Genomic DNA, 22,623 nt, shown 5'->3' on the forward strand with positions numbered 1-22,623 from the left:
GCCCGCTCGGAGCCTCCGCCCGCTCGGACCTTCCGCCCGCTCGGACCTTCCGCCCGCTCGGACCTTCCGCCCGCTCGGACCTTCCGCCCGCTCGGACCTTCCGCTCGCTCGGACCTTCCGGCCCCCTCGGACTTCCAGCCTCCTGGGGACCTACGTCCCCTGCGGGCCTTTCGCCGCCCGGGGGCTCCGGGCTGGAGGCGCGCCGCCGTGCGCCCCGGCGGCGGGGAGGGTGTCACGCGCCGCTCGGGCCTGGCCGCGCGAACCGCGCTCCCGACGAGCCCCGCCGATCCGGGCCGCGAGAACGGCGATGCCGGGCGTCCGGAAGGTCCAGCGGACCGGACGCCGCCGTCAGCCCGGACGGGTCCAGAGGCAGAGCCTCCGGTCTCCCCGGTGGGGGGCTCGCGCGGATGACCGCGTACCGGGCCATGAGATCGCTCGTGACGGCTCGCGGAGCCGGGAGCGGCCCGTGGAGACTCACGCGGCTGCGGGGCGCCTGTGAAAGCTTTGGGGGACGCCTGTACACGTCGCCGGGCGACCCGCGCACGGCCGCGCCGCGCGAAGATGCCCTCGCCCGGGGGGCGCGGGCGTTTCCCGACGTCCGCGCGTTTCCCGGTGCGCGGGCACGCTGACCCGGGTAGAGTCTCCTGCCGAACACGTGTTCGGCGGGGAGCGGATGCGCCCCGAGGCGTACGGGCGGGAGGCGCGAGGGTGCGAGTGTTGGGCGTCGACCCGGGGCTGACGCGATGCGGCGTGGGAGCGGTCGAGGGCCGTCCCGGCGCGCCGCTGACCCTGCTGGCCGTCGGGGTGGTGCGCACCGGGGCCGACGAGGAGCTGGGCGCGCGCCTGGTCGGCATCGAGGCCGGCATCGAGCGGTGGCTCGACGAGGTGCGCCCGGACGCCGTGGCGGTCGAGCGGGTCTTCGCCCAGCACAACGTCCGTACCGTCATGGGCACCGCCCAGGCCGCCGGCATCGCCGTGCTCTGCGCCGCCCGGCGCGGCCTGCCCGTCGCCCTGCACACGCCGTCCGAGGTCAAGGCCGCGATCACCGGCAGCGGCACCGCCGACAAGAAGCAGATCGGCGCCATGGTCACCCGGCTGCTGCGGCTCAAGGAGATGCCCAGACCGGCCGACGCCGCCGACGCGCTCGCCCTGGCCATCTGCCACGTGTGGCGCGGGGGCGCCCAGCACCGCCTGGCCCAGGCGATGGCCGGCGCCGCCCGTACCACCGCCTCCTCCCGCGGCGCCGGAGCCCGTACCGCCGGGGCCCGTACCGTCGGAGCCCGCACGCTCGGAGCCCGCATCAGCGGCGCCCGCACCCCGGAGGCCCGCACCCCGGAGGCCCGCACCCCGGAGGCCCGCACCTCGGAGGCCCGCGCCCCTGACTCCCGCGCCCCAGGGGCCCGCGCCGTGGAGGCCCGCACGTCCGAGGCGAGCACCTCTGACACTCCCGGTCGTGCCGCCCTGGCCGCCGGGACACCCGCCGCCGGAGCCCCCTCCGGCGCGCCCACGACGCACCGGCAGGACGACCCGGCGAAGACCCCTGAGAAGGCTCCGGAGAAGGACGTGACACCGTGATCGCATCAGTGGCCGGCCGGGTCACCGCCATCGCGCCCTACGGCGCCGTGATCGAGGTCGGCGGCGTCGGCGTCCTCACCCACTGCACGCCCGGCACGCTGGCCCGGCTCAGGGTCGGCGAGGAGGCCCGCCTGGCCACCTCGCTGGTGGTGCGTGAGGAGTCCCTCACCCTGTACGGGTTCGCCACCGAGGACGAGCGGGCCGTGTTCGAACTGCTCCAGACGGCCAGCGGCGTCGGGCCCAAGCTGGCCCTGGCCATGCTCGCCGTCCACACCCCCGACGCGCTGCGCGTCGCCGTGGCCGCCGCCGACCTCAAGGCCCTCACCAAGGTCCCCGGCATCGGGCAGAAGGGCGCCCAGCGCATCGTGCTGGAGCTCAAGGACCGTCTCGGCACTCCCGACGCGGCCCTCGACGCCGCGCTCAACGGCGACCGCACCGCCCCGCTCTGGCGCGACCAGGTCCACTCCGGCCTCGTGGGTCTCGGCTACTCCGCCAAGGACGCCGACGAGGCCGTCCTCGCCGTCGAACCGCAGGCCGAGGCCGACGCCGCCGAGGGCCGCGAGCCGCAGGTCGCCGCCCTGCTGAAGGCCGCCCTGCGCGCCCTGAGCGTCCGATGACCCCGCGGCCGCTCACCCCGCCGCCGGGCCACCGGGAACTGTCCCCGGCCGCCGGTCAGGCCGGCCCGGCCGCTCGTCAGGGCCGCCTGGCCATCCGTGAGGCCAGGCCGGTCACCCGTCAGGCCAGCCTGGCCATCCATGGGGTCGGCCCGGCCATCCGTGAGGCCGGCCCGGCCGCCCGTCAGGCGCCCTTCCGCACGGTCGCCCGCCGCACGTCCTCCCGGGCGGACGCCGGCCGCGTGCCCTCCCGGCCGGACGGGAGGCGCGTGGGTGCCGTACTCTCGCAGGACCCGCGCCCCCGCCACGGCGCGGGCCGAGCGGGCAGAGCGTGAGGGGAACGCGGAAGTGAGCCTGGAGCGCGACCTCGTGTCGCCCGACGCCGACGGCGACGACCTGCAGATCGAGGCGGCCCTGCGCCCCAAGCGGCTGGCCGAGTTCATCGGCCAGGGCCGCGTGCGCGAGCAGCTCTCGCTCGTCCTGGAGAGCGCCCTGCGCCGCAACCGGCCGCCCGACCACGTGCTGATGAGCGGATCTCCCGGGCTCGGCAAGACGACCCTGGCTATGATCATCGCGGCCGAGCTGAGCGCCCCGCTCCGCATCACCTCGGGCCCCGCCCTGGAGCGGGCCGGTGACCTGGCGGCCATCCTGTCGACGCTGGCCGAGGGCGAGGTGCTGTTCATCGACGAGATCCACCGGATGGCCCGGCCCGCCGAGGAGATGCTCTACCTCGCCATGGAGGACTTCCGGGTCGACATCGTCGTCGGCAAGGGACCCGGCGCGACCGCCATCCCGCTCGACATCGCGCCGTTCACGCTCGTCGGCGCCACCACCCGCGCGGGCCTGCTGCCCGCGCCGCTGCGCGACCGCTTCGGCTTCACCGCGCACATGGACTTCTACGAGGTGGACGAGCTGGAGCAGGTGCTGCACCGCTCGTCGCGGCTGCTCGGCGTGAGCCTGCCGCCCGAGGGCGCCCACGAGATCGCCCGCCGCTCGCGCGGCACGCCCCGCATCGCCAACCGGCTGCTGCGCCGGGTGCGCGACTTCGCCGACGTGCGTGCCGAGGGCGTCATCGACCGCGACGTCGCCTCCGCCGCGCTCGACCTGTACGAGGTCGACGCCGAGGGGCTCGACCGGCTCGACCGGGCGGTGCTCGGCGTGCTGCTGCGCAAGTTCGGGGGCGGACCGGTGGGCCTGTCCACGCTGGCCGTGGCCGTGGGGGAGGAGCCCGAGACGGTCGAGGTGGTCGCCGAGCCGTTCCTCGTCCGGCAGGGACTGCTGGCCAGGACCCCGCGCGGCCGGGTCGCGACCGCCGCGGCCTGGCACCACCTGGGAATGACCCCGCCTCCGGACGCCTTCGGAGCGGCGCATTTCGACTGATTACAGAACGGTTGCAACCGTTTCGAATGGGGAACTTCCCCGCGCGGCGAAACGCTGCCTCGTTGCCGCGTTTCGCAACAACGGCCTACACTCCGTGGTTTGGCTGGCTGTGTAGGCTGACGGGCTGAGCGGCGCGGCCCCGGAGGCACAGCCCGGAATTTCCGGCGCGACGCCGGTGTCAACTTCTTGTACGAAGATGGAAGGTCGCCCCTTATGAACACGGGTCAACTCACGAGTATCCTGCCGCTGATTCTCCTGGTGGTGGTGTTCTACTTCCTGCTGATTCGTCCGCAGCGCAAGCGTCAGCAGGAAGCGGCCCAGATGCAGAACAGCCTGACCCCCGGGGCGCGGGTGATGACGACGACGGGCCTGTTCGGCACCGTGGTCGCGGTGGAGAATGAGGACGTGGTCCTCGAGGTGGCACCCGGGATCGAGACCCGGTGGGTGAAGGCCGCGATCGGGCGAGTCGTCACCCCCGGCGAGCCGGTGGCCGACGAACCCCAGGCGGACGACGTGTCCGACGCCGTGAAGACGGACGTCGAGACGGACAAGGACGGCACGACCGGCACCGCCTCCGAGCGCAACGACGGCCAGGACACCACGAAGTCCTGACTAGGCTTCTGCGACAAACCTCTATCCGAAAGAACAGACGACCAGTGGCCCGACCGACCAGCAGCCACAGCAAGCCGGGGCGGACGCTCCTGCTGCTCCTGGCGCTCATTCTCGCCCTGGGCGGGACGATGTTCCTGCAGAAGGCGTTCACGCCGAAGCTCGGACTCGACCTCGCGGGCGGCACGACGTTGACGCTGACACCGGTGACCCAGAACGGTGCCTCGCCGCCCGAGGAGATCCTCGACCGCGCGGTCAACATCATCCGCGACCGGGTCAACGGCAACGGCATCTCCGACGCCGAGGTCGCCAAGTCCGGTGACAACATCATCATCTCGATCCCGGGCGTCGGGCAGAACGAGGCGATCGGGCTGGTCTCGACCACCGCGGAGCTGCGCTTCCGCCAGGTGCTCGCCATGGAGGCCACGCAGCTCCCGCAGGACCTCCCCACCCAGGCGCCGACGCCGGGCGCCACCCCGTCCGGCTCGGCGTCGCCGAAGAGCACGTCGTCGGCCAAGCCCCAGCCGTCCTCCACCCGTTCGGCGGGCACGCCCGGTCCGTCCGTGTCCCCGACGGGCAAGGCGCTGTCCTCGGCCCTGACCGCGCCCACGCCCACCGCGACGGGCCAGGCCGCCAAGCCGGAGACCACCCGCGGCGCCCAGTCCGACCAGCGGCAGCAGCGGCACAAGGGCCAGGACGCGAAGGCCACCCCGACCCCGGCGGCCACGCCGAGCAGCACGCAGCAGCCGGCCAACCCCAACATCGACACCACCGGCATCGACCCGGCGGTGCTCAAGCAGTTCCAGACCCTCGACTGCACCGACCCGAAGAAGCGCGGCCAGGGCGTCCAGGACGACCCCAACAAGCAGTACGCGGCCTGTGAGAGCGACGGCAGCTACAAGTACGTCCTCGACAAGGCCAAGGTCGTCGGCACCGACATCGACACCGCCTCCGCGGGTGTCCGCCAGGGCACCACCGAGTGGCTCGTCCAGCTCGACTTCAAGTCCAAGGGCGCGAGCACGTGGGCCACGCTCACCGGCCAGGCCGTCAGCGCGCCGGAGCCCCGCAACAAGGTCGCGGTCGTCCTCGACGGCGTCGTCATCACCGCCCCGAACATCATCAGCGCCATCCCCGGCGGCCGCGCCGAGATCACCGGCGGCTTCGACCAGAAGAGCGCCACCGACCTGGCCGAGCAGCTCAAGTACGGCGCGCTCCCGCTGAAGTTCAACCGCAGCTCGGCCGAGACGGTCTCCTCGACCCTCGGCCAGGACCAGCTCCAGGGCGGCCTGATCGCCGGCGTCATCGGCCTGGCCCTCGTGGTCGTCTACAGCCTGCTCTACTACCGCGGCCTCGGCATCGTCGCGGTGCTGAGCCTCGTGGTCGCCACGATCCTCACCTACACGGCCGTGGTCGTGCTCGGCCACAACGCCAACTTCCGGCTCTCGCTGCCGCACATCATCGGCCTGGTGGTCTCGATCGGCATCACCGCCGACTCCTTCATCGTCTACTTCGAACGCATCCGTGACGAGATGAAGGAGGGGCGGCGCACCCTGCGCGCCGCCGTCGAGGTGGCCTGGGTCCGCGCCCGGCGCACGATCCTGATCGCCGACGCCGTCATGTTCATCGCGGCGGTCGTGCTCTACGCGCTGGCGGTCGGCGGCGTGGCCGGCTTCGCGTTCGCCATGGGCCTGACCACGCTCATCGACATCGTGGTCGTGTTCCTGTTCACCAAGCCGTTCATCGCGATGCTCGCCAGGCTGAAGTTCTTCGCCAAGGGGCATCCGCTGTCCGGCCTCGACTCCGAGCGCATGAGCGCCGACCACTCCGGCTCCGCCGGCCGTACGACCACCCCGCAGGAGGCCTGACATGGGACTGGGGCGTCGCCTCTACCGCGGCGAGATCGACATCGACTTCGTCGGCCGCTGGAAGCTCTGGTACAGCCTGTCCGGCTTTCTGCTGATCGTCTCCATCGCCGGTCTGCTGATCAACGGCCTCAACCTGGGTGTGGAGTTCAAGGGCGGCTCGGTCATCTCGTTCAAGCCGGCCGTGGCCACGACCGTCGAGGACGTCCGCGACACGTTCCGCAGCGAGGGCGTCCACCAGGCGATCGTCCAGACGACCAACCAGCGCTACCGCATCACCAGCGAGGACCTCTCCGAGGCCACCACGGCCAAGCTGCAGCAGGTGATCAAGGAGAAGTACGACGTCAAGGAGCAGATCGACGTGCAGTCGATCGGCGCCTCCTGGGGTGGTGAGGTCTCCCACAAAGCCTGGATCGGCCTCGGCGTCTTCATGCTGGCGATCATCCTGTACCTGTCGATGGCGTTCGAGCCGAAGATGGCGCTGGCCGCCATCGTCGCCCTCGTCCACGACCTCGTCATCACCGCGGGCATCTACGCCTGGTCCGGCTTCGAGGTCACCCCGGCGACGCTGCTGGGCTTCCTGACCATCCTCGGTTACTCGCTCTACGACGCGGTCGTGGTGTTCGACATGATCAAGGAGGTCACGGCCAAGCTGGGCACGACGTCCAAGCAGACGTACTCGATGGCGGCCAACAACGCCCTCAGCCACACGCTGATCCGGTCGCTGAACACGTCGCTGGTCGCGATCCTGCCGGTGGCGGCGATCCTGTTCATCGGCACCACGCTGCTCGGCGCGGGCACGCTGAAGGACCTGTCGCTGGCGCTGTTCGTCGGCATGATCGTCGGTACGTACTCCTCGCTGTGCGTCGCCACGCCGCTGCTGGTGACGCTGAAGGAGCGCGAGCCGAAGTACCAGGCCATCGCCCGGCGCGTCGCCGCCGCGAGCGGCGGTGGCGGCAAGAAGTCCGGCAAGGGGTCCAAGGGCTCCGAGAACGCGGCCGTCGCCAAGGGCTGAGCATGACACGCGGGGCGGGCCGGCACCACGCCGTCCCGCCCCGCCGCACGTCCGCCCCGCCCCCCGCCCCGTGACGACCGCCGGTCGCCCGCCGCACGTCCGCCCCACCTCGTGACGCCCGCGGGCGACACGAGACCTCCCGAAGGAGTCCCGACATGACCGACCTCAGCGCGCTGATCCTCGACCGGATCAGGGACGTGCCCGACTACCCCAAGCCAGGCGTGCTGTTCAAGGACATCAGCCCGCTGCTCGCCGACCACGCGGCGTTCGCGGCCGTGGTGGACGAGGTGGCCGGGTGGCACCCCGCCGACAAGATCGTCGGCATCGAGGCGCGGGGCTTCATCCTGGCCGCTCCCGTCGCCTACCGCGCCGGGGCCGGATTCGTGCCCGTACGGAAAAAGGGCAAACTCCCCTCCGAAACGCTCGAGGAGTCCTACGATCTGGAGTACGGCTCCGCGACCATCGAGGTCCACCGCGACGCCTTCAACCAGGGCGACCGGGTGCTCATCGTCGACGACGTGCTCGCCACCGGCGGCACGGCGGAGGCGACCGTGGAGCTCGTGCGCAGGGCCGGGGCGGAGGTCGTCGGCGTCGCCATGCTCATGGAGCTGGCCTTCCTCAAGGGGCGCGAGCGCCTCACGGGGGTGGACCTGCGCTCCCTGGTGATCGTCTGAGCCGGACCCGCGGGAGGCCAGGTTTCGCGCCTGGATACACTGGGGGACCTGGACTCGAACATGAGGAGTCTGTGTGCCCCGTGATGTGGTCGTGCCCGACGTAACCGACGCAGGAAGTGCCGAACCTGCCGGCGGCGCTCCTGCGACGCGTCGGCGCCGCTTTGGGGGTGGGGCCATGAACCCGGTGCTGGAGCCGCTGTTCCGCACGGTCCGTGCCACCCATCCCAAGGCCGACCTGCGCCTCATCGAGCGCGCCTACGAGGTCGCCGCCCACCACCACCGCGACCAGAAGCGCAAGTCGGGCGACCCGTACATCACCCACCCGCTGGCCGTCGCGACGATCCTGGCCGAGCTCGGCACCGACGACGAGACGCTGTGCGCGGCCCTGCTGCACGACACCGTCGAGGACACCTCTTACGGCCTCGACGAGCTGCGCGCCGACTTCGGCGACACGATCGGCTCGCTCGTCGACGGCGTGACCAAGCTGGACAAGGTCAAGTTCGGCGACGCGGCGCAGGCCGAGACCGTCCGCAAGATGGTCGTCGCCATGTCCCGCGACATCCGCGTTCTGATCATCAAGCTGGCCGACCGGCTGCACAACATGCGCACCATGCGCTACCTGCCCGAGCACAAGCGCCACCAGAAGTCCCGCGAGACGCTGGAGATCTTCGCCCCGCTCGCCCACCGCCTGGGCATGAACACCATCAAGTGGGAGCTGGAGGACCTCGCGTTCGCGATGCTCTACCCCAAGCGCTACGACGAGATCGCGCGCATGGTGTCGGAGCGGGCCCCGCGCCGCGACCTGTTCCTGCAGGAGGTCATCGAGAAGGTCTCCGGCGATCTGCGCGACGCCAAGATCCGCGCGGTGGTCAAGGGCCGGCCCAAGCACTACTACTCCGTCTACCAGAAGATGATCGCCCGCGACGTCGCCTTCGACGACATCTACGACCTGGTCGGCATCCGGGTCCTCGTCGACAGCGTGCGCGACTGCTATGCGGCCCTCGGAACGATCCATGCGCGATGGAACCCGGTGCCCGGCCGGTTCAAGGACTACATCGCGATGCCGAAGTTCAACATGTACCAGTCGCTGCACACCACGGTGATCGGCCCCGAGGGCAAGCCGGTGGAGCTGCAGATCCGCACCCACGCCATGCACCACCGGGCCGAGTACGGCGTGGCCGCCCACTGGAAGTACAAGGAGGAGGTCGGCGCCCCCGGCCCCCAGGGCAAGGTCAAGCCGGGCAGCGACATGGCCTGGCTGCGCCAGCTCCTCGACTGGCAGAAGGAGACCTCCGACCCGGGCGAGTTCCTGGAGTCGCTCCGCTTCGACCTGTCGGTCTCCGAGGTCTACGTGTTCACCCCGAAGGGGCAGGTCATCGCGCTGCCCGAGGGTGCGACGCCGGTCGACTTCGCCTACGCCGTGCACACCGAGGTCGGCCACCGCTGCATCGGCGCCCGCGTCAACGGCCGCCTGGTGCCGCTGGAGTCGCGCCTGGGCAACGGCGACACGGTCGAGATCTTCACCTCCAAGTCGCCCGACGCCGGGCCGTCGCGCGACTGGCTGAAGTTCGTCAAGTCGGGCCGGGCCCGCAACAAGATCCGGCAGTGGTTCTCCAAGGAGCGCCGCGAGACCGCGATCGAGGCGGGCAAGGAGGCCATCGGCCGGGCCATGCGCAAGCAGGGGCTGCCGCTGCAGCGGCTGATGTCCGGCGAGGCGCTGCTGGCGCTGGCCCGCGACCTGCGCTACCCCGACGTGTCGGCCCTGTACGCGGCCGTCGGCGAGGGCCACGTGGCCGCCCAGACGGTCGTGCAGAAGCTCGTGACGTCCATCGGCGGCGTCGAGAGCGCCGAGGAGGACATCGCCGAGACGTCGCTGCCGACGCGGCTGCGCGGCCGCCCCAGGGGCGGAGGCGGCGCGGGCGTGGTCGTCGCGGGCGACGCCGACGTGTGGGTGCGCCTGTCGAAGTGCTGCACCCCGGTGCCCGGCGACGAGATCGTCGGTTTCGTCACCCGCGGCCACGGCGTGTCGGTCCACCGGGCCGACTGCACGAACGTCCAGCAGCTCAAGGAGCAGCCGGACCGCCTGGTCGAGGTGAGCTGGTCGCCCGGCGACGACTCGGTGTTCCTGGTCGCCATCCAGGTCGAGGCCCTCGACCGGCCGCGGCTGCTGTCCGACGTCACGCGCACGCTGTCCGACCAGCACGTCAACATCCTGAGCGCCTCGGTCACCACCTCGCGCGACCGGGTGGCGGTCAGCAAGTTCACCTTCGAGATGGGCGACCCCAAGCACCTGGGCCACGTGCTCAAGGCCGTGCGCAACATCCAGGGCGTCTTCGACGTCTACCGCGTCAGCGGCGCCGGAAGCTGACGGCTCCGCGCCGGAAGCTGACGGCCCCGCCCAGGAAGCCGGCAGCCCCGCCCACGCAGGCGACCCCCGTCGCCCGCGCGGGTGCGTGCCGGACAGGCACGCGAGGCGCGCGTGCCGGCCAGGCGCGTGAGGCGCTCAGTGGCCGGTCAGCTGAACTCGGCCAGGGTGCGCTCGGCCTCCTCCAGCCACGAGCGGCGGGCCGTCAGGGCCTCCTCGGCCTCCTTGACGTCCTTGGCCCGCCCCGCGTCACGCGCCTTGGCCAGCCGCTTCTCGAGCTGCTCGATCGAGGTGCGGAGCTGGTCGACGGTGCTCTGGGCGCGGGCGCGCGCCTCGGGGTTGGAGCGCTTCCACTCGGCCTCCTCGGCCCGGCGGACGGCGTCGTCCACCTTGCGCAGCCCGCCCTCCAGGCGGTCGCGCTGGTCGCGCGGCACCGGTCCGGCGGCCTCCCACCGCTCCACGAGGTGGCGCAGCGCGGAGCGCGCGGCGCGCACGTCGGTGACCGGCAGGATCTTCTCGGCCTCGGCCAGCAGCTGCTCCTTGACCTCGGCGTTGGCCGCGAGCGAGGCGTCGCGCTCGGCGAACACCGCCGAACGCGCCTGGAAGAACTGGTCCTGGGCGCCCTTGAAGCGGGCCCACAGCTCGTCCTCGACCTCGCGCGAGGCCCGGCCGGCGCTCTTCCACTGCTGCATCAGGTCGCGGTACGCCGCGGCCGTGCCGCCCCAGTCGGTCGAGCCGGCGATGGCCTCGGCCTCGGCGACGATGCGCTCCTTGGCGGCGCGCACGCCCTCGCGCTGCTCGTCGAGGCCCGCGAAGTACTGCTTGCGGCGCTTGGCGAACGCGGTGCGGGCGGCCGACAGCCGCTTCCACAGGGCCGCCTCGGTGACCCGGTCGATGCGGTCGGCGGCCTTCCACTCCTCGACGAGCTGGCGCAGCCGCTCGCCGCCGGACTTCCAGTGGGTCGTCTCGTCGGCGATGCGCTCGGCCTCGGCGACGATGCGCTCCTTGACCGCCCTGGCCTCGGCGCGGGCGTGCTCGCGGGCGGCCTTGACCTCCTCGCGGCGGTGCGCGACCAGCTCGGACAGGCCGTCGAGCCGCGCGGTCAGCGCGCCGAGGTCGCCCACCGCGTGCGCCTCGGCCACGGCCTCGCGCAGCTTGACGATGCTGGCCTCGGCCTGGGCCGGCGCCAGGTCGGTGCCCTTGACCCGCTGCTCCAGCAGCTGAACCTGGCCGGCCAGCTCGTCGTACTTGCGATGGAAGTACGCCAGCGCTTCCTCGGGTTCACCGGCCTGCCAGGAGCCGACGGCGCGCTCTCCCTCAGCCGTACGCACGTAGACGGTGCCGTCGTCGTCTACCCGGCCCCACGGGTCGGTGCTCACCGTGTCCTCCCGCACTTTCCATCAGACCCTTCGGGACATGACGTCCCTTGTTGTATTACGTCAGCTCTTGCCAGCTATTGTCACGTCTTTGATTTCGACGGTTTCCTTGGGTGCTCCCGTGCCGTCGCCGGCGTCACCGATGACGCCCGCCTTGTTGACCTTGTCCAGGATGTCGAGCCCCTTCGTGATCGTACCCACCGGCGTGTAATCCGGGGTAAGTCCGATATCGCCGTACACCAGGAAGAACTGGCTGCCTGTGCTTCCCGGCGCCTGCGTCTTGGCCATCGCCATGACACCGCGCTTGTACGCGGCGCCCTTGAGGTTCTCCTCGGCCATCACGTAGCCGGGGCCGCCGGTGCCGTCGCCGGAGCTCTTGCCGTCGGCCTTGGCCGTCGGGTCGCCGCACTGCAGCATCGGGAACTTGTCGCTGCCGAGGCGGTGGCACTTGCTGCCGTCGTAGTAGTTCTTCTTGGCCAGGAACGCCAGGGAGTTGACGGTGCAGGGCGCCTTGGCGTTGTCGAGGGTGACCTCGATGTCGCCGAGGTTGGTCTTCAGCGTCATCAGCCTGGTGGCGGGCTTGAGCGACACCTTGGCCGGCGGCATGCCGACGTTCTTGACGTTGCCGCCCGCGGTGTCGGCCACGTAGCCGCACGTGCCCGTCTTCGGGTCGTACGGCTTGGCCTGCGCGGCGGGCGAGGCCGAGGCGGTGTCCTGGGGCGCGGAGGTCTCCTGCGCCGAGGCGGTGGGCGAGGCCGCCGCCTCCTTGGCGGGGTCGCCGCCCAGCAGCGCGACCGCGGCCACGATGCCGCCCACCACGACCACGACCCCGACCGTGGAGCCGATGATCGCGGTGCGCTTGGCCTTCTGCTCGCGCTCGATGCGGCGCTGCAACTGCCGCTCGTGGTGCTCGCGCGCCAGCTGCTTCTGCCGGTCCTTCCCCGTGGCCACCGCTTTGCCTCCCATAGTCAATCAACTGAGGTGGGCGAATCGTATCGGCCAACGGGCGATGATTCGCAGCCCGGCGACCCGCACCGGTACCCTTCGGTTACATTCCCATTGGCTTTTTTGACGAGATCACCTGAGGCAGATGCTCATCGCAGGCTTCCCCGCAGGGGCCTTCCAGACCAATTGTTACGTCATCGCGCCCGCCGCGGGCGAGGAGTGCGTGATCGTCGACCCTGGTCAGGACGCCGTGGACGGGGTCGAGGAGCTGCTGCGCGAGCACCGGCTCAAGCCGGTGGCGGTCCTGCTCACCCACGGCCACCTCGACCACGTCTGGTCGGTGGCGCCGGTGTGCGGCGCGCGGGACGTGCCGGCCTGGATCCACCCCGACGACCGCCACCTGCTGACCGACCCCGGCGCGGGCTGGTCGGGGCCCGGCTCCGACTTCTTCGGCGGCATCACGCTGAGCGAGCCCGACGACGTGCGCGAGCTGTCCGACGGCGCCACGCTCCCGCTGGCGGGGCTGGAGTTCACGGTGGACCACACGCCCGGCCATACCAGGGGGTCGGTGAGCTTCCGGCTGCCCGACGACGCGATCATGTTCGCGGGCGACCTGCTGTTCGCCGGCTCCATCGGCCGCACCGACCTGCCGGGCGGCGACTACCCGACGATCCTGCGCAGCCTGGCCGCCAAGTGCCTGACGCTGCCTGACGATACGGTCGTCCTGCCGGGCCACGGACCACAGACCACGATCGGCCACGAGCGCGCCACCAATCCTTATCTCAAGGAGGCCGCGCCGCACGCCGGTCCCAGACGAGGGATCTGATGAACTTCCAAGCACCCAAAGGTGTCAAGGAGTATGTGCCGCCGCAGGCGGCGACGTTCTCCGCGATCCGCGCGGCGTTCGCGGAGACGGCCAGGCGCGCCGGCTACGCGCGCATGGAGACCGCGGTCTTCGAGGACACCCAGCTCTTCGCCCGTGGCGTCGGCGAGTCCACCGACGTCGTCAGCAAGGAGATGTACACCTTCACCGACCGCGGCGGCCGGTCGCTGACGCTGCGCCCGGAGTTCACCGCCGGCGTGCTGCGCGCGGTCCTGGAGTACGGCCTGCACCGCGGCCAGCTCCCGGTGAAGGTGTGGACCGACGGCCCCGTCTTCCGCGCCGAGGCGCCCCAGGAGGGCCGCTACCGGCAGTTCTACCAGCTCGACCTGGAGGCGATCGGCAGCGAGGACCCGGCCGTCGACGCCGAGACCATCGCGCTGGCCTGGCAGTGGTACACCGCGCTCGGGCTCACCCAGGTGCGGCTGCTGCTCAACTCGCTGGGCTGCAAGGAGTGCCGGCCGATCTACCGGGCCCGGCTCCAGGAGTTCCTGCGCGCGCTCGACCTCGACGAGGCCACCCGGGCCCGCATCGAGGTCAACCCGCTGCGGGTGCTGGACGACAAGCGCCCCGAGGTCCGCGCGCAGCTCGAAGGCGCGCCCCTCATCGGCGACCACCTCTGCGCCGACTGCAAGGCCTACCACGACCGCGTCAAGCAGCTCCTGGCCGACCTCGGCATCACGTGGGAGGACGCCCCCAGGCTCGTGCGCGGGCTCGACTACTACACCCGCACCACGTTCGAGTTCGACCACCCTCTGCTGGGCGCGCAGTCCGGCATCGGCGGCGGCGGGCGCTACGACGGGCTGTCGGAGGCGATCGGCGGGCCGCCGCTGCCCGGCATCGGCTTCGGGCTCGGCCTCGACCGCACGGTCATCGCCCTGGAGCGCGAGGGCGTAGCGCCGGCGACCCCGTCCCGCTGCGAGGTGTACGGTGTGGCGCTGGGCGAGGAGGCGGCGCGGGCCATGTTCAAGCTCCTGAGCGAGCTGCGGGCGGCCGGTGTCGCCGCCGACATGGCCTTCGGCGGCAAGGGGCTCAAGGGGGCGATGAAGGGGGCCGACCGCTCCGGCGCCCGCTTCGCGCTGATCCTGGGCGAGCGCGACCTGGCGGCCGAGGCCGTCCAGCTGAAGGACCTGACCACCGCTGAGCAGACCGAGGTGCCGCTGGCCCAGGTCGTCGACGTTCTGAAAGGGAAAGTGCAGTGATTCGCACGCATACGGCCGGGTCGCTCCGTGAGGAGCACGCCGGGCAGCAGGTGACGCTCGCGGGATGGGTGGCCCGGCGCCGTGACCACGGCGGTGTGGTCTTCATCGACCTGCGCGACGCCTCCGGCTCGGCGCAGGTGGTCTTCCGCGAGGAGGACCACGCCCACGACCTGCGCGCCGAGTACTGCGTGAAGGTCGTCGGCCAGGTGCGCGTGCGCCCGGAGGGCAACGAGAACCCCGACCTGCCCACCGGCGCCATCGAGGTGGTGGCCGAGGAGGTCGAGGTGCTGAGCGAGTCGGCGCCGCTGCCGTTCCCCATCGAGGGCAACGTCGGCGTCTCCGAGGAGGCCCGCCTCAAGTACCGCTACCTCGACATCCGCCGCCAGCAGGTCGCCCAGGCCATGCGCACCCGCTCCAAGGCCACCTACCTGGCCAACGAGGTGCTCAACGAGCTCGGCTTCGTCTACGTCGAGACGCCGACGCTGACCCGCTCCACCCCCGAGGGCGCCCGCGACTTCCTCGTGCCGGTCCGCCTGCAGCCCGGCAACTGGTACGCCCTGCCGCAGTCGCCGCAGCTGTTCAAGCAGCTCCTCCAGGTCGCCGGCCTGGAGCGCTACTACCAGCTCGCCAAGTGCTACCGCGACGAGGACCTGCGCGCCGACCGGCAGCCCGAGTTCACCCAGATCGACATCGAGATGTCCTTCGTCGACCAGGAGGACGTCATCGCGGTCGGCGAGAAGCTGATCGGCCGCCTGTGGCGCGAGGTGCTCGGCTACGAGATCCCCATGCCGCTGCCGCGCATGACCTACGCCGACGCGATGGCCCGCTACGGCTCCGACAAGCCCGACCTGCGCTTCGGCCAGGAGCTCGTCGAGATGACCGACTACTTCTCCGGCACCACGTTCCGGGTCTTCCAGGCCGAGTACGTCGGCGCGGTCGTCATGCCCGGCGGGGCCTCGCAGACCCGCAAGGAGCTCGACGGCTGGCAGGAGTGGGCCCGCTCGCGCGGCGCCAAGGGCCTGGCCTACGTGCTCGTGCAGCCCGACGGCACGCTCGGCGGCCCCGTCGCCAAGAACCTGTCGGAGGACGAGCTGTCCGGCCTGGCCGCCCAGGTCAAGGCCGAGCCGGGCGACGCGATCTTCTTCGCGGCGGGCGCCCGCAACGCCGCGCGCGACCTGCTGGGCGCCGCCCGGCTGGAGATCGGCCGCCGCTGCGGGCTGATCGACGAGTCGCAGTGGTCGTTCCTGTGGGTGGTCGACGCGCCCATGTTCGAGGAGGACGGCGAGGGCGGCTGGACGGCCGTGCACCACCCGTTCACCGGTCCCAAGCCGGAGTGGGCCGACAACTTCCAGGACCACCCGGCCGAGGCCCTGGCCTACGCCTACGACATGGTCTGCAACGGCATGGAGATCGGCGGCGGCTCCATCCGTATCCACCGCGCCGAGATGCAGCAGCGCGTCTTCGACGTGCTCGGCATCTCCAAGGAGGAGGCCGAGAGCAAGTTCGGCTTCCTGCTGGAGGCGTTCAAGTACGGCCCGCCGCCGCACGGCGGCATCGCCTACGGCTGGGACCGCATCTGCATGCTGCTGTCGGGCGGCGATTCGATCCGTGACGTCATCGCGTTCCCGAAGACGGCGTCCGGCTTCGACCCGCTCACCGGGGCCCCCACGCCCATCACGCCGGCCCAGCGCAAGGAGGCCGGTGTCGACGCCCAGCCCAAGGCCGAGGCGTAGTCACAGGCCCGTACAGGCGTCCTGACGGCGCCCCGTCTCCTTCCCGGAGGCGGGGCGCCCGGCTTTCGTGGCGGGAAACCGAGCGTGGCCGGCGGGAAACGGCGACGGCCGCCTCCCGGGGATCCCGGTGAGGCGGCCGTCGCCGTTCGAGTCGCGGCGGGTCACTTCACGATGACCTGCTTGATGATGACCGGGTTCTTCGGCGCGGTGGAGCCGCCGTCACCGGTGATGTCCTGGTCGTTGACGATGACGCCGTCCTTGGCCACCCGCTCGATGATGTCCAGGCCGGAGCTCACCATGCCGAGCACCGAGTACTGCGGCTCGATCTGCGCGTTCTCGTCCGACATCGAGATCGCGAACTGGCTGCTGTTCTGGCCCGCGGCGTCCTGCGGCTGGGTCAGGAAGACCACGCCCTTGGTGTACGGGACGGCTCCGACGGCCTCGTCCGGGAAGACGTAGCCCGCGGTGCCCTGGCCGTCGGTGGGGTTCTTGCCGTCGGCCTTGGCCTTCGGGTCGCCGCACTGGAGCAGGAACAGGCCCGAGGTCTCCGGCGTCACCAGGCGGTGGCACTTGGTGTTGTCGTAGAAGTGCTTCTTGGCCAGGAACGCCATCGAGTTGACCGAGCACGGCGTGAGGGCCGGGTCGAGGTCGATCACGATGTTGCCGTGGTTGGTGACCACGGTCATCGTCTTGAGCTTCAGGTTGGGCCGCTTGCCCGGCATGCCCACGAACTTCTGGGGGACGTCCGAGGTGTCACGCTTGTAGGTGCAGGTGACCGGGCCGGTGTGCGTGGGGGTGGGCTTGGCCGTGGGCAGCGCCGCCGACGGGCTGGCCGAGGCGGACGGCGTGCTCTCGGCCGCGACGTTCTTGGCCGGGTCGCGGTTGACCAGGGTGGTCGCGGCGAAGATGCCGCCGGCCACCACCGCGACGGCGACGCCCGCGCCGATGAAGGTGTTCCGCCGCGCCTTGGCGGACTGCGCGGCGGCACGCTGGGCCTGCCGCTCCTTGTGCTCCCGCGCCAGCTGGCTCTGGCGGTCCTCGCCGCTCACCGGTATGTCCTCCACTTTGCCTACGCATGACCGAACAACTCCGCGAATGCTACCGGCACCTGAATGTGATGGACGTAAGTGATGAAAACCGGTCACTGTTACGCAGCAGGTCGGAACCATCTCGCGCTCCGGCACGTGTAGGTGACAGAAGGACGAAAAGGAGCCCGAGCCATGTTCGACCAGATCCTGGGCCTGCCGGCGCACCCGTTGATCATTCATTTCGCCGTCGTCCTGACCCCGCTGCTCGCCGTGGTCGCCGTCGCGTACGCGTTGCTCCCGGCCCGGCGGCCGCTGCTCGCCTGGGCCCTCGTGCTGCTGTCCGTGGCCGCCCCGGGCGCCGTCTTCGCGGCCAAGGAGAGCGGCGAGCGGCTGCGGGAGGCCCGCTTCGCCGCCGCGGGGGGCGCGCTGGGGGAGCGGATCGAGACGCACGAGTCCTTCGCCGTGCCGCTGCTGCTGTCGGTCAGCGCGCTCGCGCTGGGCTCGCTGGTGCTCGTGTACGCCACCACGTCCGCGCGTGGCTCCACCCGTGACCGCTTCGGCCATGTCGCCACGCGGGGCCTGTCGGCGCTGGTCGTGGTGCTGGCCGCCGTGACCGCCTACTTCTGCTTCCGCGCGGGAGACTCCGGCGCCAGAGCCGTGTGGAGCTCCTGACCTACCGCTCCGGACCGCTGCACGCGGCCCAGAGCAGGCGCACTGTCGTGCTGCCTGCTCTGCACGCGGCCCAGAGTAGGCGCACTGACGTGCTGCCTGCTCTGGACCGCTGAACGCGGTCCAGAGTGTAATCTCACGCTGTGGAGAGCTTGTTCGATTCGGCGGCCGAGCAGGCCACACCTCAGCCGCTCGCGGTCCGGATGCGGCCCCGGACCCTCGACGAGGTGATCGGCCAGCGCCACCTGCTCGGCCCCGGCACCCCGCTGCGCCGCCTCGTCGAGAGCGAGGCGCCCATGTCGCTCTTCCTGTGGGGACCGCCCGGCACCGGCAAGACCACGCTCGCCTACGTCGTCTCCAACGTCACCAAGCGCCGCTTCGTCGAGGTCTCCGCCGTCTCGGCCGGCGTCAAGGACGTCCGCGCCGCCATCGAGCAGGCCCGCAACGAGCTGGGCATGAGCGGCCGGCAGACCGTGCTGTTCGTCGACGAGGTCCACCGCTTCAACAAGGCCCAGCAGGACGCCCTGCTGCCCGCCGTCGAGAACCGCTGGGTCACCTTCATCGGCGCCACGACCGAGAACCCGTTCTTCTCCGTCATCTCGCCGCTGCTGTCGCGCTCGCTGCTGCTCACGCTGGAGTCGCTGACCGACGACGACATCCGCGTCGTGCTGGAGCGCGCCGCCGCCGACGAGCGCGGGCTCGCCGGCCGCGCCACTCTGTCCCCCGAGGCGCTCGACCACCTCGTACGGCTGGCCGGCGGCGACGCCCGCCGCTCGCTGACGTACCTGGAGGCGGCGGCCCTGCTGGAGGACGACATCACCGTCGAGGTCGTCGAGCGGGCCGTCGACAAGGCGGCCGTCCGCTACGACCGGCAGGGCGACCAGCACTACGACGTGATCAGCGCGTTCATCAAGTCGATGCGCGGCTCCGACGCCGACGCCGCGCTCCACTACCTGGCCCGCATGGTCGAGGCGGGGGAGGACCCGCGCTTCATCGCGCGGCGCATCGTCATCTTCGCCTCCGAGGACGTCGGCATGGCCGACCCCACCTGCCTGCAGACCGCGGTGGCGGTGGCCCAGGCGGTCCAGCTCATCGGCCTGCCCGAGGCGCAGATCAACCTCGCCCACGCCGTCATCCACTGCGCGCTGGCGCCCAAGTCCAACGCCGTCGTCAAGGCCATCGGCGCCGCGGCCGGCGACGTCCGGCGCGGCCTCATCGGCCAGGTCCCGGTCCACCTGCGCGACGCCCACTACCCGGGCGCCGCCAAGCTCGGCAGCGGCGAGGGCTACAAGTACCCGCACGACTTCGACCACGGCCTCGTCCGGCAGGACTACGCGCCCGAGCAGGTGCGGCAGCGGCGCTACTACGAGCCCACCCGGCACGGCGCGGAGGCCCCGGTCGCCGAGCGCTGGGCCAAGATCCGCGACTTCCTCCGGGGCTCCTGACCCCGCGGGCCGGTGGTCAGGGGGCGCAGGAGGCGGGCGGCGGATCGCCGGCCGCCCCGCCGTTCCACTCGGCCGGGGCCAGGGAGCGCCCGGCGGTACGGCAGGCGATGCGCCGCCAGTCCGCCGGATCGACCGGCCACAGCGCGAGCCGGCCGCCGGAGGTGGCGGTGACCAGGTGCCGGCCGTCGCGGGTGAAGGCCATGGCGGTGCCGTCCCAGGGGGTCGGGCTGGTCGCGTTCGCCGGCACGGGGAGCGGGAACGTGCCCACCGGATCCCCGGTGGCGAGCGCGGTGAGGACGGCGGAGCCGTCGGCGCGGACGCGCGCCACCATGCCGCCGTCGGGACTCACCGCGAGGGCGCCGGCCGGGTTGCCGACACCGGGCAGGGTGCGCAGCAGCCGCCTGCCCTGGACGTCCCAGAGCTCCAGGGGCCCGCTCTCGCGCTGGATGACGAGCGCGTCCCGGACGAACACGACACCCGAGGCGCGTCCCCTCCCCACCTCGCGCGCCGCCCCCGTGAGCAGGTCGACGTAGGCCGTGCCGTCGTCGTCGCGTGCGCCCGTCACGGCGCCCGCGCCGTCCGCCCTGATGGCGGTGTTGCCCCACCAGACGCCGCCGGACACCTGGTGGAGCCGGCGCACCTCCCCGGTCCGTGTGTCGTACGTGCTCACCGCTCCGGTGCTGTTCACGCCGACGAGGCGCGTGGTGCTCCGCACCTGGCGCACCTCCGAGACCTGCGCCTCCGCGGCGGGGACCCGCCACCGGGCGAGGACCCGGCCGCTCCCGTCGTCCAGCAGCCGCAGACCGGAGCGGTCGGGGCCGAGCCGCGTCAGCCGCTCGCCGAACCACAGCGGCACGTCGCTCTGCGCGTCCACGACCTCCCCTTCGCTCCTCGACACCTCCGACAGCCGGTCCGCGACCACCTCGAACGTGGTCACGACGCGGCCGACGGCGCTGACCAGCGCGAGCCGGCGCCCGCTCGGGGAGAACTCCAGCCGCGGCGGCAGGCCCGCGGTGGCGTCCTGCTCCAGGGAGCGGACCTCGGTGGCCGCGCCGAGGCGGGAGAACCGTTCCAGGTCCCACAGCACCACGTCGTCCCCCGAGGTGGAGGCGAGCCGGGTGGGGCCGCCCGCGAAGACCACGCGATCGGTGTCGGCGTTCCCCGTGAGCTCGGCGAGGACGGGGGACGGCGAGGTGCCCAGATTCAGCGGCACCACCTGGATCGTGCCGCTCTGGGCGACCGCGGCGCGGCTGCCGTCCTCGCTGATCGCCAGGCTCTGCGCGAAGACGTGCGGCACCGTGGCCGACCGGATGACGGGCTCGGACGGGCCGGTGGTCGCCCAGGTCGTCACCTCGCCGTACTTGGAGAACCCGACGTGCCGCCCGCTGACCGCCGTCCCCGGCGTGTATCCGCCCGCCGGCATGCCGAGGAGGCCGGATCCGGTGAGGCGCCGCAGGCCGGACACGGCCCGGCGCTCCCAGGGCCCGTGCATGTCGATCAGCGTGATCGCCGACTCGCCGGTGAAGGCGATCCGCGCGTAGACGCGGCGCAGGTCCCGCCGCTCCGTCGTGCCCCGCGCGAGGTCGTGCACGGCCAGCACGGACCGTTCCGCGCCGGGCCGCTCCTCCAGCAGCGCGACGAAGCGCCCGGAAGGCGACACGGCGGCCCTGGCCGGCCGGCGGCCCGCCTCCAGGACCGTCCGCCGCCCGCGCGTCCAGACCACCGCGCTCTCACCGTCGGCGGCGGCCACCACGGAGCCGCCGGCGCCGGTCGCGACGTCCTGGACCGGCCGCCCGGCCGCCTTCGCCTCCTCCCGCGTCCCGCAGGCGTGGCACCACCGCACGAGCCGCCCGTCGGCCGTGCCCGCGACCACGACCCGGCCGTCACCGGACGCCGCCAGGGCCGACACCCGCGCCCCCGCGTGCAGGTATCCCACCAGATGCGGAGCCGCCGTCACCGCCTGGAACAGGGCCGAGCGGGTCTGCGGGTTGCGGTCCGTCCGGTAGCCGGCGACGGCGAGGAGCTGGGCGCGGTCCAGGTCGGACGGGAGCGCGGCGACCGCCTCCGCGGCGAGCTGGCGCGAGGTGGCCACCCGCGCCTGCGTCCGCGCCTCGTTCCGCTCGCCCACCGCGATCCTCGCCGCCGCCACCGCCGTCACCAGCAGGACGGTCAGAACGGCGACCACGAGACGCACCCGGCGCATCGTCCGGCGGCGCTCGCGCAGGTGCTCGCCCACCAGGAGGTCCTTGGGCAGGCCGCGCAGCGGCGCGGCCACCGCGGCGACGAGGTCGTCGGGGATCACGGGATACTCCGGTACGGCGGGACCGGTCGCGCCCATCTGTGTCGTGCCGGCGCTGGTGAGGCCGCTCAGGTCCACCCACAGCGGCTCGTGGGGGAGCACGCCACGCAGCGCCGCCGGCACCGCCGCCGAGGCGGCCCAGTCGCCGCGCGCCTGGTCCCAGGCGAGCCCGCCGTCGAGGGCCACCACGAGCAGCCGCCGCGGCGACCGGTGGGCCAGCCACCACGCGACCTCCCGCTCCACCCAGGCCGAGGAGGCCGCCTTGGCCGAGGTCAGCAGGATGAACCAGGCGGACGCCTCCAGCGCGCGCTCGATCGACGGCCACAGCGCGGGGGCCGCGGCCAGGCTCGCCCGGTCCATGAAGACGCGCAGGGCGCGGCTGCGGTACCAGGGCTTGGCGAAGCGTTCGACCCGCCGCTGCAGCGCCACGGCGAGCCGGTCGTGGGCGCCGTGGGCGTAGGAGACGAACGCGTCGTAACCCGCCCGGCCCCGCCCGCGCCCGCGCGCCCACGGCCACCGGAAGCTTGATCCGGGCGAGCCTGGTTCGAGCGGTCCTGCCCCGAGCGGGCCGGGTTGGCGCGTGCGTGACCAGCGGCGGCCCGGCCAGCGGGGAACCGATCCCCGCGCACCCGACTCGCGCGCACCCGACTCGCGCGGCCCCGGTCCACGCGACCGGCCGCGGGATCGGCGGGACGCGCTCGGGCGCGCGCCGTCTCCTGACGCGACGCCGTCGTCCCCGTCCATGCCGCGCTCCATCCCGGGCTCCCTGAATCGTCCCGAGGACGCCCCGGGGAGCCGGGGGTCCGTGCCACGCTCGGCACCGTACGCGGGAAGGCATCACACGACCCCCGGAACCGGCCGCCCACCGGGAGCCCTAGGTTCGAGACGCTCCACCCATGACGTCCTGACCTCCCAGCCACGCGCGGCCCCCGGTTTCCCCTGCGTGACCCGC

The 22,623-nt window shown here is 72.4% G+C and carries 16 protein-coding genes and 1 pseudogene; 13 read left to right on the forward strand and 4 right to left on the reverse strand.

Annotated features, from left to right (window positions below):
* Positions 1-708: 708 nt before the first annotated feature.
* From ruvC to HD595_RS34220, 8 genes and pseudogenes are all read left to right on the forward strand, one after another.
* Positions 709-1,239: pseudogene (gene ruvC / locus HD595_RS34185) on the forward strand (crossover junction endodeoxyribonuclease RuvC); the annotation flags it as partial.
* 332 nt (positions 1,240-1,571) lie between these two features.
* Positions 1,572-2,192, forward strand: coding sequence for a Holliday junction branch migration protein RuvA (ruvA, locus tag HD595_RS34190; RefSeq protein ID WP_253776361.1), 621 nt, complete (start codon positions 1,572-1,574; stop codon positions 2,190-2,192).
* A 345-nt stretch (positions 2,193-2,537) separates the two neighbouring features.
* Entirely contained in the window at positions 2,538-3,569 is a 1,032-nt protein-coding gene (gene ruvB / locus HD595_RS34195; RefSeq protein WP_253781402.1) for a Holliday junction branch migration DNA helicase RuvB, read from the forward strand.
* A gap of 261 nt (positions 3,570-3,830) precedes the next feature.
* Positions 3,831-4,181: a preprotein translocase subunit YajC gene (gene yajC / locus HD595_RS34200; protein ID WP_253776363.1), complete on the forward strand. Its 351-nt coding sequence runs from the start codon at positions 3,831-3,833 to the stop codon at positions 4,179-4,181.
* A 44-nt stretch (positions 4,182-4,225) separates the two neighbouring features.
* Positions 4,226-6,043: a protein translocase subunit SecD gene (secD, locus tag HD595_RS34205; protein WP_253776365.1), complete on the forward strand. Its 1,818-nt coding sequence runs from the start codon at positions 4,226-4,228 to the stop codon at positions 6,041-6,043.
* A gap of 1 nt (position 6,044) precedes the next feature.
* Positions 6,045-7,055 carry a protein translocase subunit SecF gene (secF, locus tag HD595_RS34210; RefSeq protein WP_253776367.1) on the forward strand — a complete coding sequence of 337 codons (1,011 nt, stop codon included), beginning with the start codon at positions 6,045-6,047 and terminating at the stop codon, positions 7,053-7,055.
* A 155-nt stretch (positions 7,056-7,210) separates the two neighbouring features.
* Positions 7,211-7,729, forward strand: coding sequence for an adenine phosphoribosyltransferase (locus tag HD595_RS34215; RefSeq protein ID WP_253776369.1), 519 nt, complete (start codon positions 7,211-7,213; stop codon positions 7,727-7,729).
* 175 nt (positions 7,730-7,904) lie between these two features.
* Positions 7,905-10,097 carry a RelA/SpoT family protein gene (locus tag HD595_RS34220; protein ID WP_175594712.1) on the forward strand — a complete coding sequence of 731 codons (2,193 nt, stop codon included), beginning with the start codon at positions 7,905-7,907 and terminating at the stop codon, positions 10,095-10,097.
* Between the two features lie 146 nt (positions 10,098-10,243).
* Here the strand turns inward: HD595_RS34220 and HD595_RS34225 are convergent, their stop codons facing one another.
* A complete protein-coding gene (locus HD595_RS34225; protein ID WP_253776371.1) occupies positions 10,244-11,473 on the reverse strand; it encodes a DUF349 domain-containing protein in 1,230 nt (409 codons plus the stop codon).
* Positions 11,474-11,533: 60 nt separating this feature from the next.
* Positions 11,534-12,421 (reverse strand): peptidylprolyl isomerase, encoded by an 888-nt coding sequence (locus HD595_RS34230; RefSeq protein ID WP_308211292.1) that lies wholly within the window; start codon positions 12,419-12,421, stop codon positions 11,534-11,536.
* A gap of 139 nt (positions 12,422-12,560) precedes the next feature.
* Here HD595_RS34230 and HD595_RS34235 point away from each other — a divergent pair, with 139 nt between their 5' ends.
* Genes HD595_RS34235 through aspS form a run of 3 tightly spaced genes read left to right on the forward strand, consistent with a single transcriptional unit; the run spans position 12,561 to position 16,230 of the window.
* Positions 12,561-13,241: an MBL fold metallo-hydrolase gene (locus HD595_RS34235; RefSeq protein WP_253776375.1), complete on the forward strand. Its 681-nt coding sequence runs from the start codon at positions 12,561-12,563 to the stop codon at positions 13,239-13,241.
* Positions 13,241-14,497, forward strand: a complete 1,257-nt coding sequence (hisS, locus tag HD595_RS34240) for a histidine--tRNA ligase (protein ID WP_253776377.1) — start codon at positions 13,241-13,243, stop codon at positions 14,495-14,497. The genes HD595_RS34235 and hisS overlap by 1 nt, the downstream gene beginning before the upstream one ends.
* A complete protein-coding gene (gene aspS / locus HD595_RS34245) occupies positions 14,494-16,230 on the forward strand; it encodes an aspartate--tRNA ligase (RefSeq protein ID WP_253776379.1) in 1,737 nt (578 codons plus the stop codon). Before hisS ends, aspS begins: the two co-directional genes overlap by 4 nt.
* A gap of 161 nt (positions 16,231-16,391) precedes the next feature.
* On the opposite strand, the gene HD595_RS34250 is transcribed toward aspS, so the two are convergent.
* The gene (locus HD595_RS34250; protein ID WP_253776381.1) at positions 16,392-17,279 is read right to left on the reverse strand and encodes a peptidylprolyl isomerase; all 888 of its coding nucleotides are present in this window, start codon (positions 17,277-17,279) and stop codon (positions 16,392-16,394) included.
* A gap of 171 nt (positions 17,280-17,450) precedes the next feature.
* Between HD595_RS34250 and HD595_RS34255 the strand changes: the two genes are divergently transcribed.
* Together HD595_RS34255 and HD595_RS34260 are read left to right on the forward strand one after the other, a co-directional pair.
* Entirely contained in the window at positions 17,451-17,930 is a 480-nt protein-coding gene (locus HD595_RS34255) for a DUF2231 domain-containing protein (RefSeq protein WP_253776383.1), read from the forward strand.
* 140 nt (positions 17,931-18,070) lie between these two features.
* Entirely contained in the window at positions 18,071-19,372 is a 1,302-nt protein-coding gene (locus HD595_RS34260; RefSeq protein ID WP_420540731.1) for a replication-associated recombination protein A, read from the forward strand.
* 16 nt (positions 19,373-19,388) lie between these two features.
* On the opposite strand, the gene HD595_RS34265 is transcribed toward HD595_RS34260, so the two are convergent.
* Positions 19,389-22,415, reverse strand: coding sequence for a toll/interleukin-1 receptor domain-containing protein (locus tag HD595_RS34265; RefSeq protein WP_253776385.1), 3,027 nt, complete (start codon positions 22,413-22,415; stop codon positions 19,389-19,391).
* Between the last annotated feature and the right edge of the window lie 208 nt (positions 22,416-22,623).

This window comes from Nonomuraea roseoviolacea subsp. carminata (assembly GCF_024172185.1).
GTDB lineage: Bacteria > Actinomycetota > Actinomycetes > Streptosporangiales > Streptosporangiaceae > Nonomuraea > Nonomuraea roseoviolacea.

What these genes read in the sequence shown, in the direction of transcription:
- secF (WP_253776367.1), top strand. Translation starts at nt 6,045, where the DNA reads ATGGGACTGGGGCGTCGCCTCTACCGCGGCGAGATCGACATCGACTTC.
- HD595_RS34215 (WP_253776369.1), top strand. Translation starts at nt 7,211, where the DNA reads ATGACCGACCTCAGCGCGCTGATCCTCGACCGGATCAGGGACGTGCCC.
- HD595_RS34220 (WP_175594712.1), top strand. Translation starts at nt 7,905, where the DNA reads ATGAACCCGGTGCTGGAGCCGCTGTTCCGCACGGTCCGTGCCACCCAT.
- HD595_RS34235 (WP_253776375.1), top strand. Translation starts at nt 12,561, where the DNA reads ATGCTCATCGCAGGCTTCCCCGCAGGGGCCTTCCAGACCAATTGTTAC.
- hisS (WP_253776377.1), top strand. Translation starts at nt 13,241, where the DNA reads ATGAACTTCCAAGCACCCAAAGGTGTCAAGGAGTATGTGCCGCCGCAG.
- HD595_RS34255 (WP_253776383.1), top strand. Translation starts at nt 17,451, where the DNA reads ATGTTCGACCAGATCCTGGGCCTGCCGGCGCACCCGTTGATCATTCAT.
- HD595_RS34265 (WP_253776385.1), bottom strand. Translation starts at nt 22,415, where the DNA reads ATGGACGGGGACGACGGCGTCGCGTCAGGAGACGGCGCGCGCCCGAGC.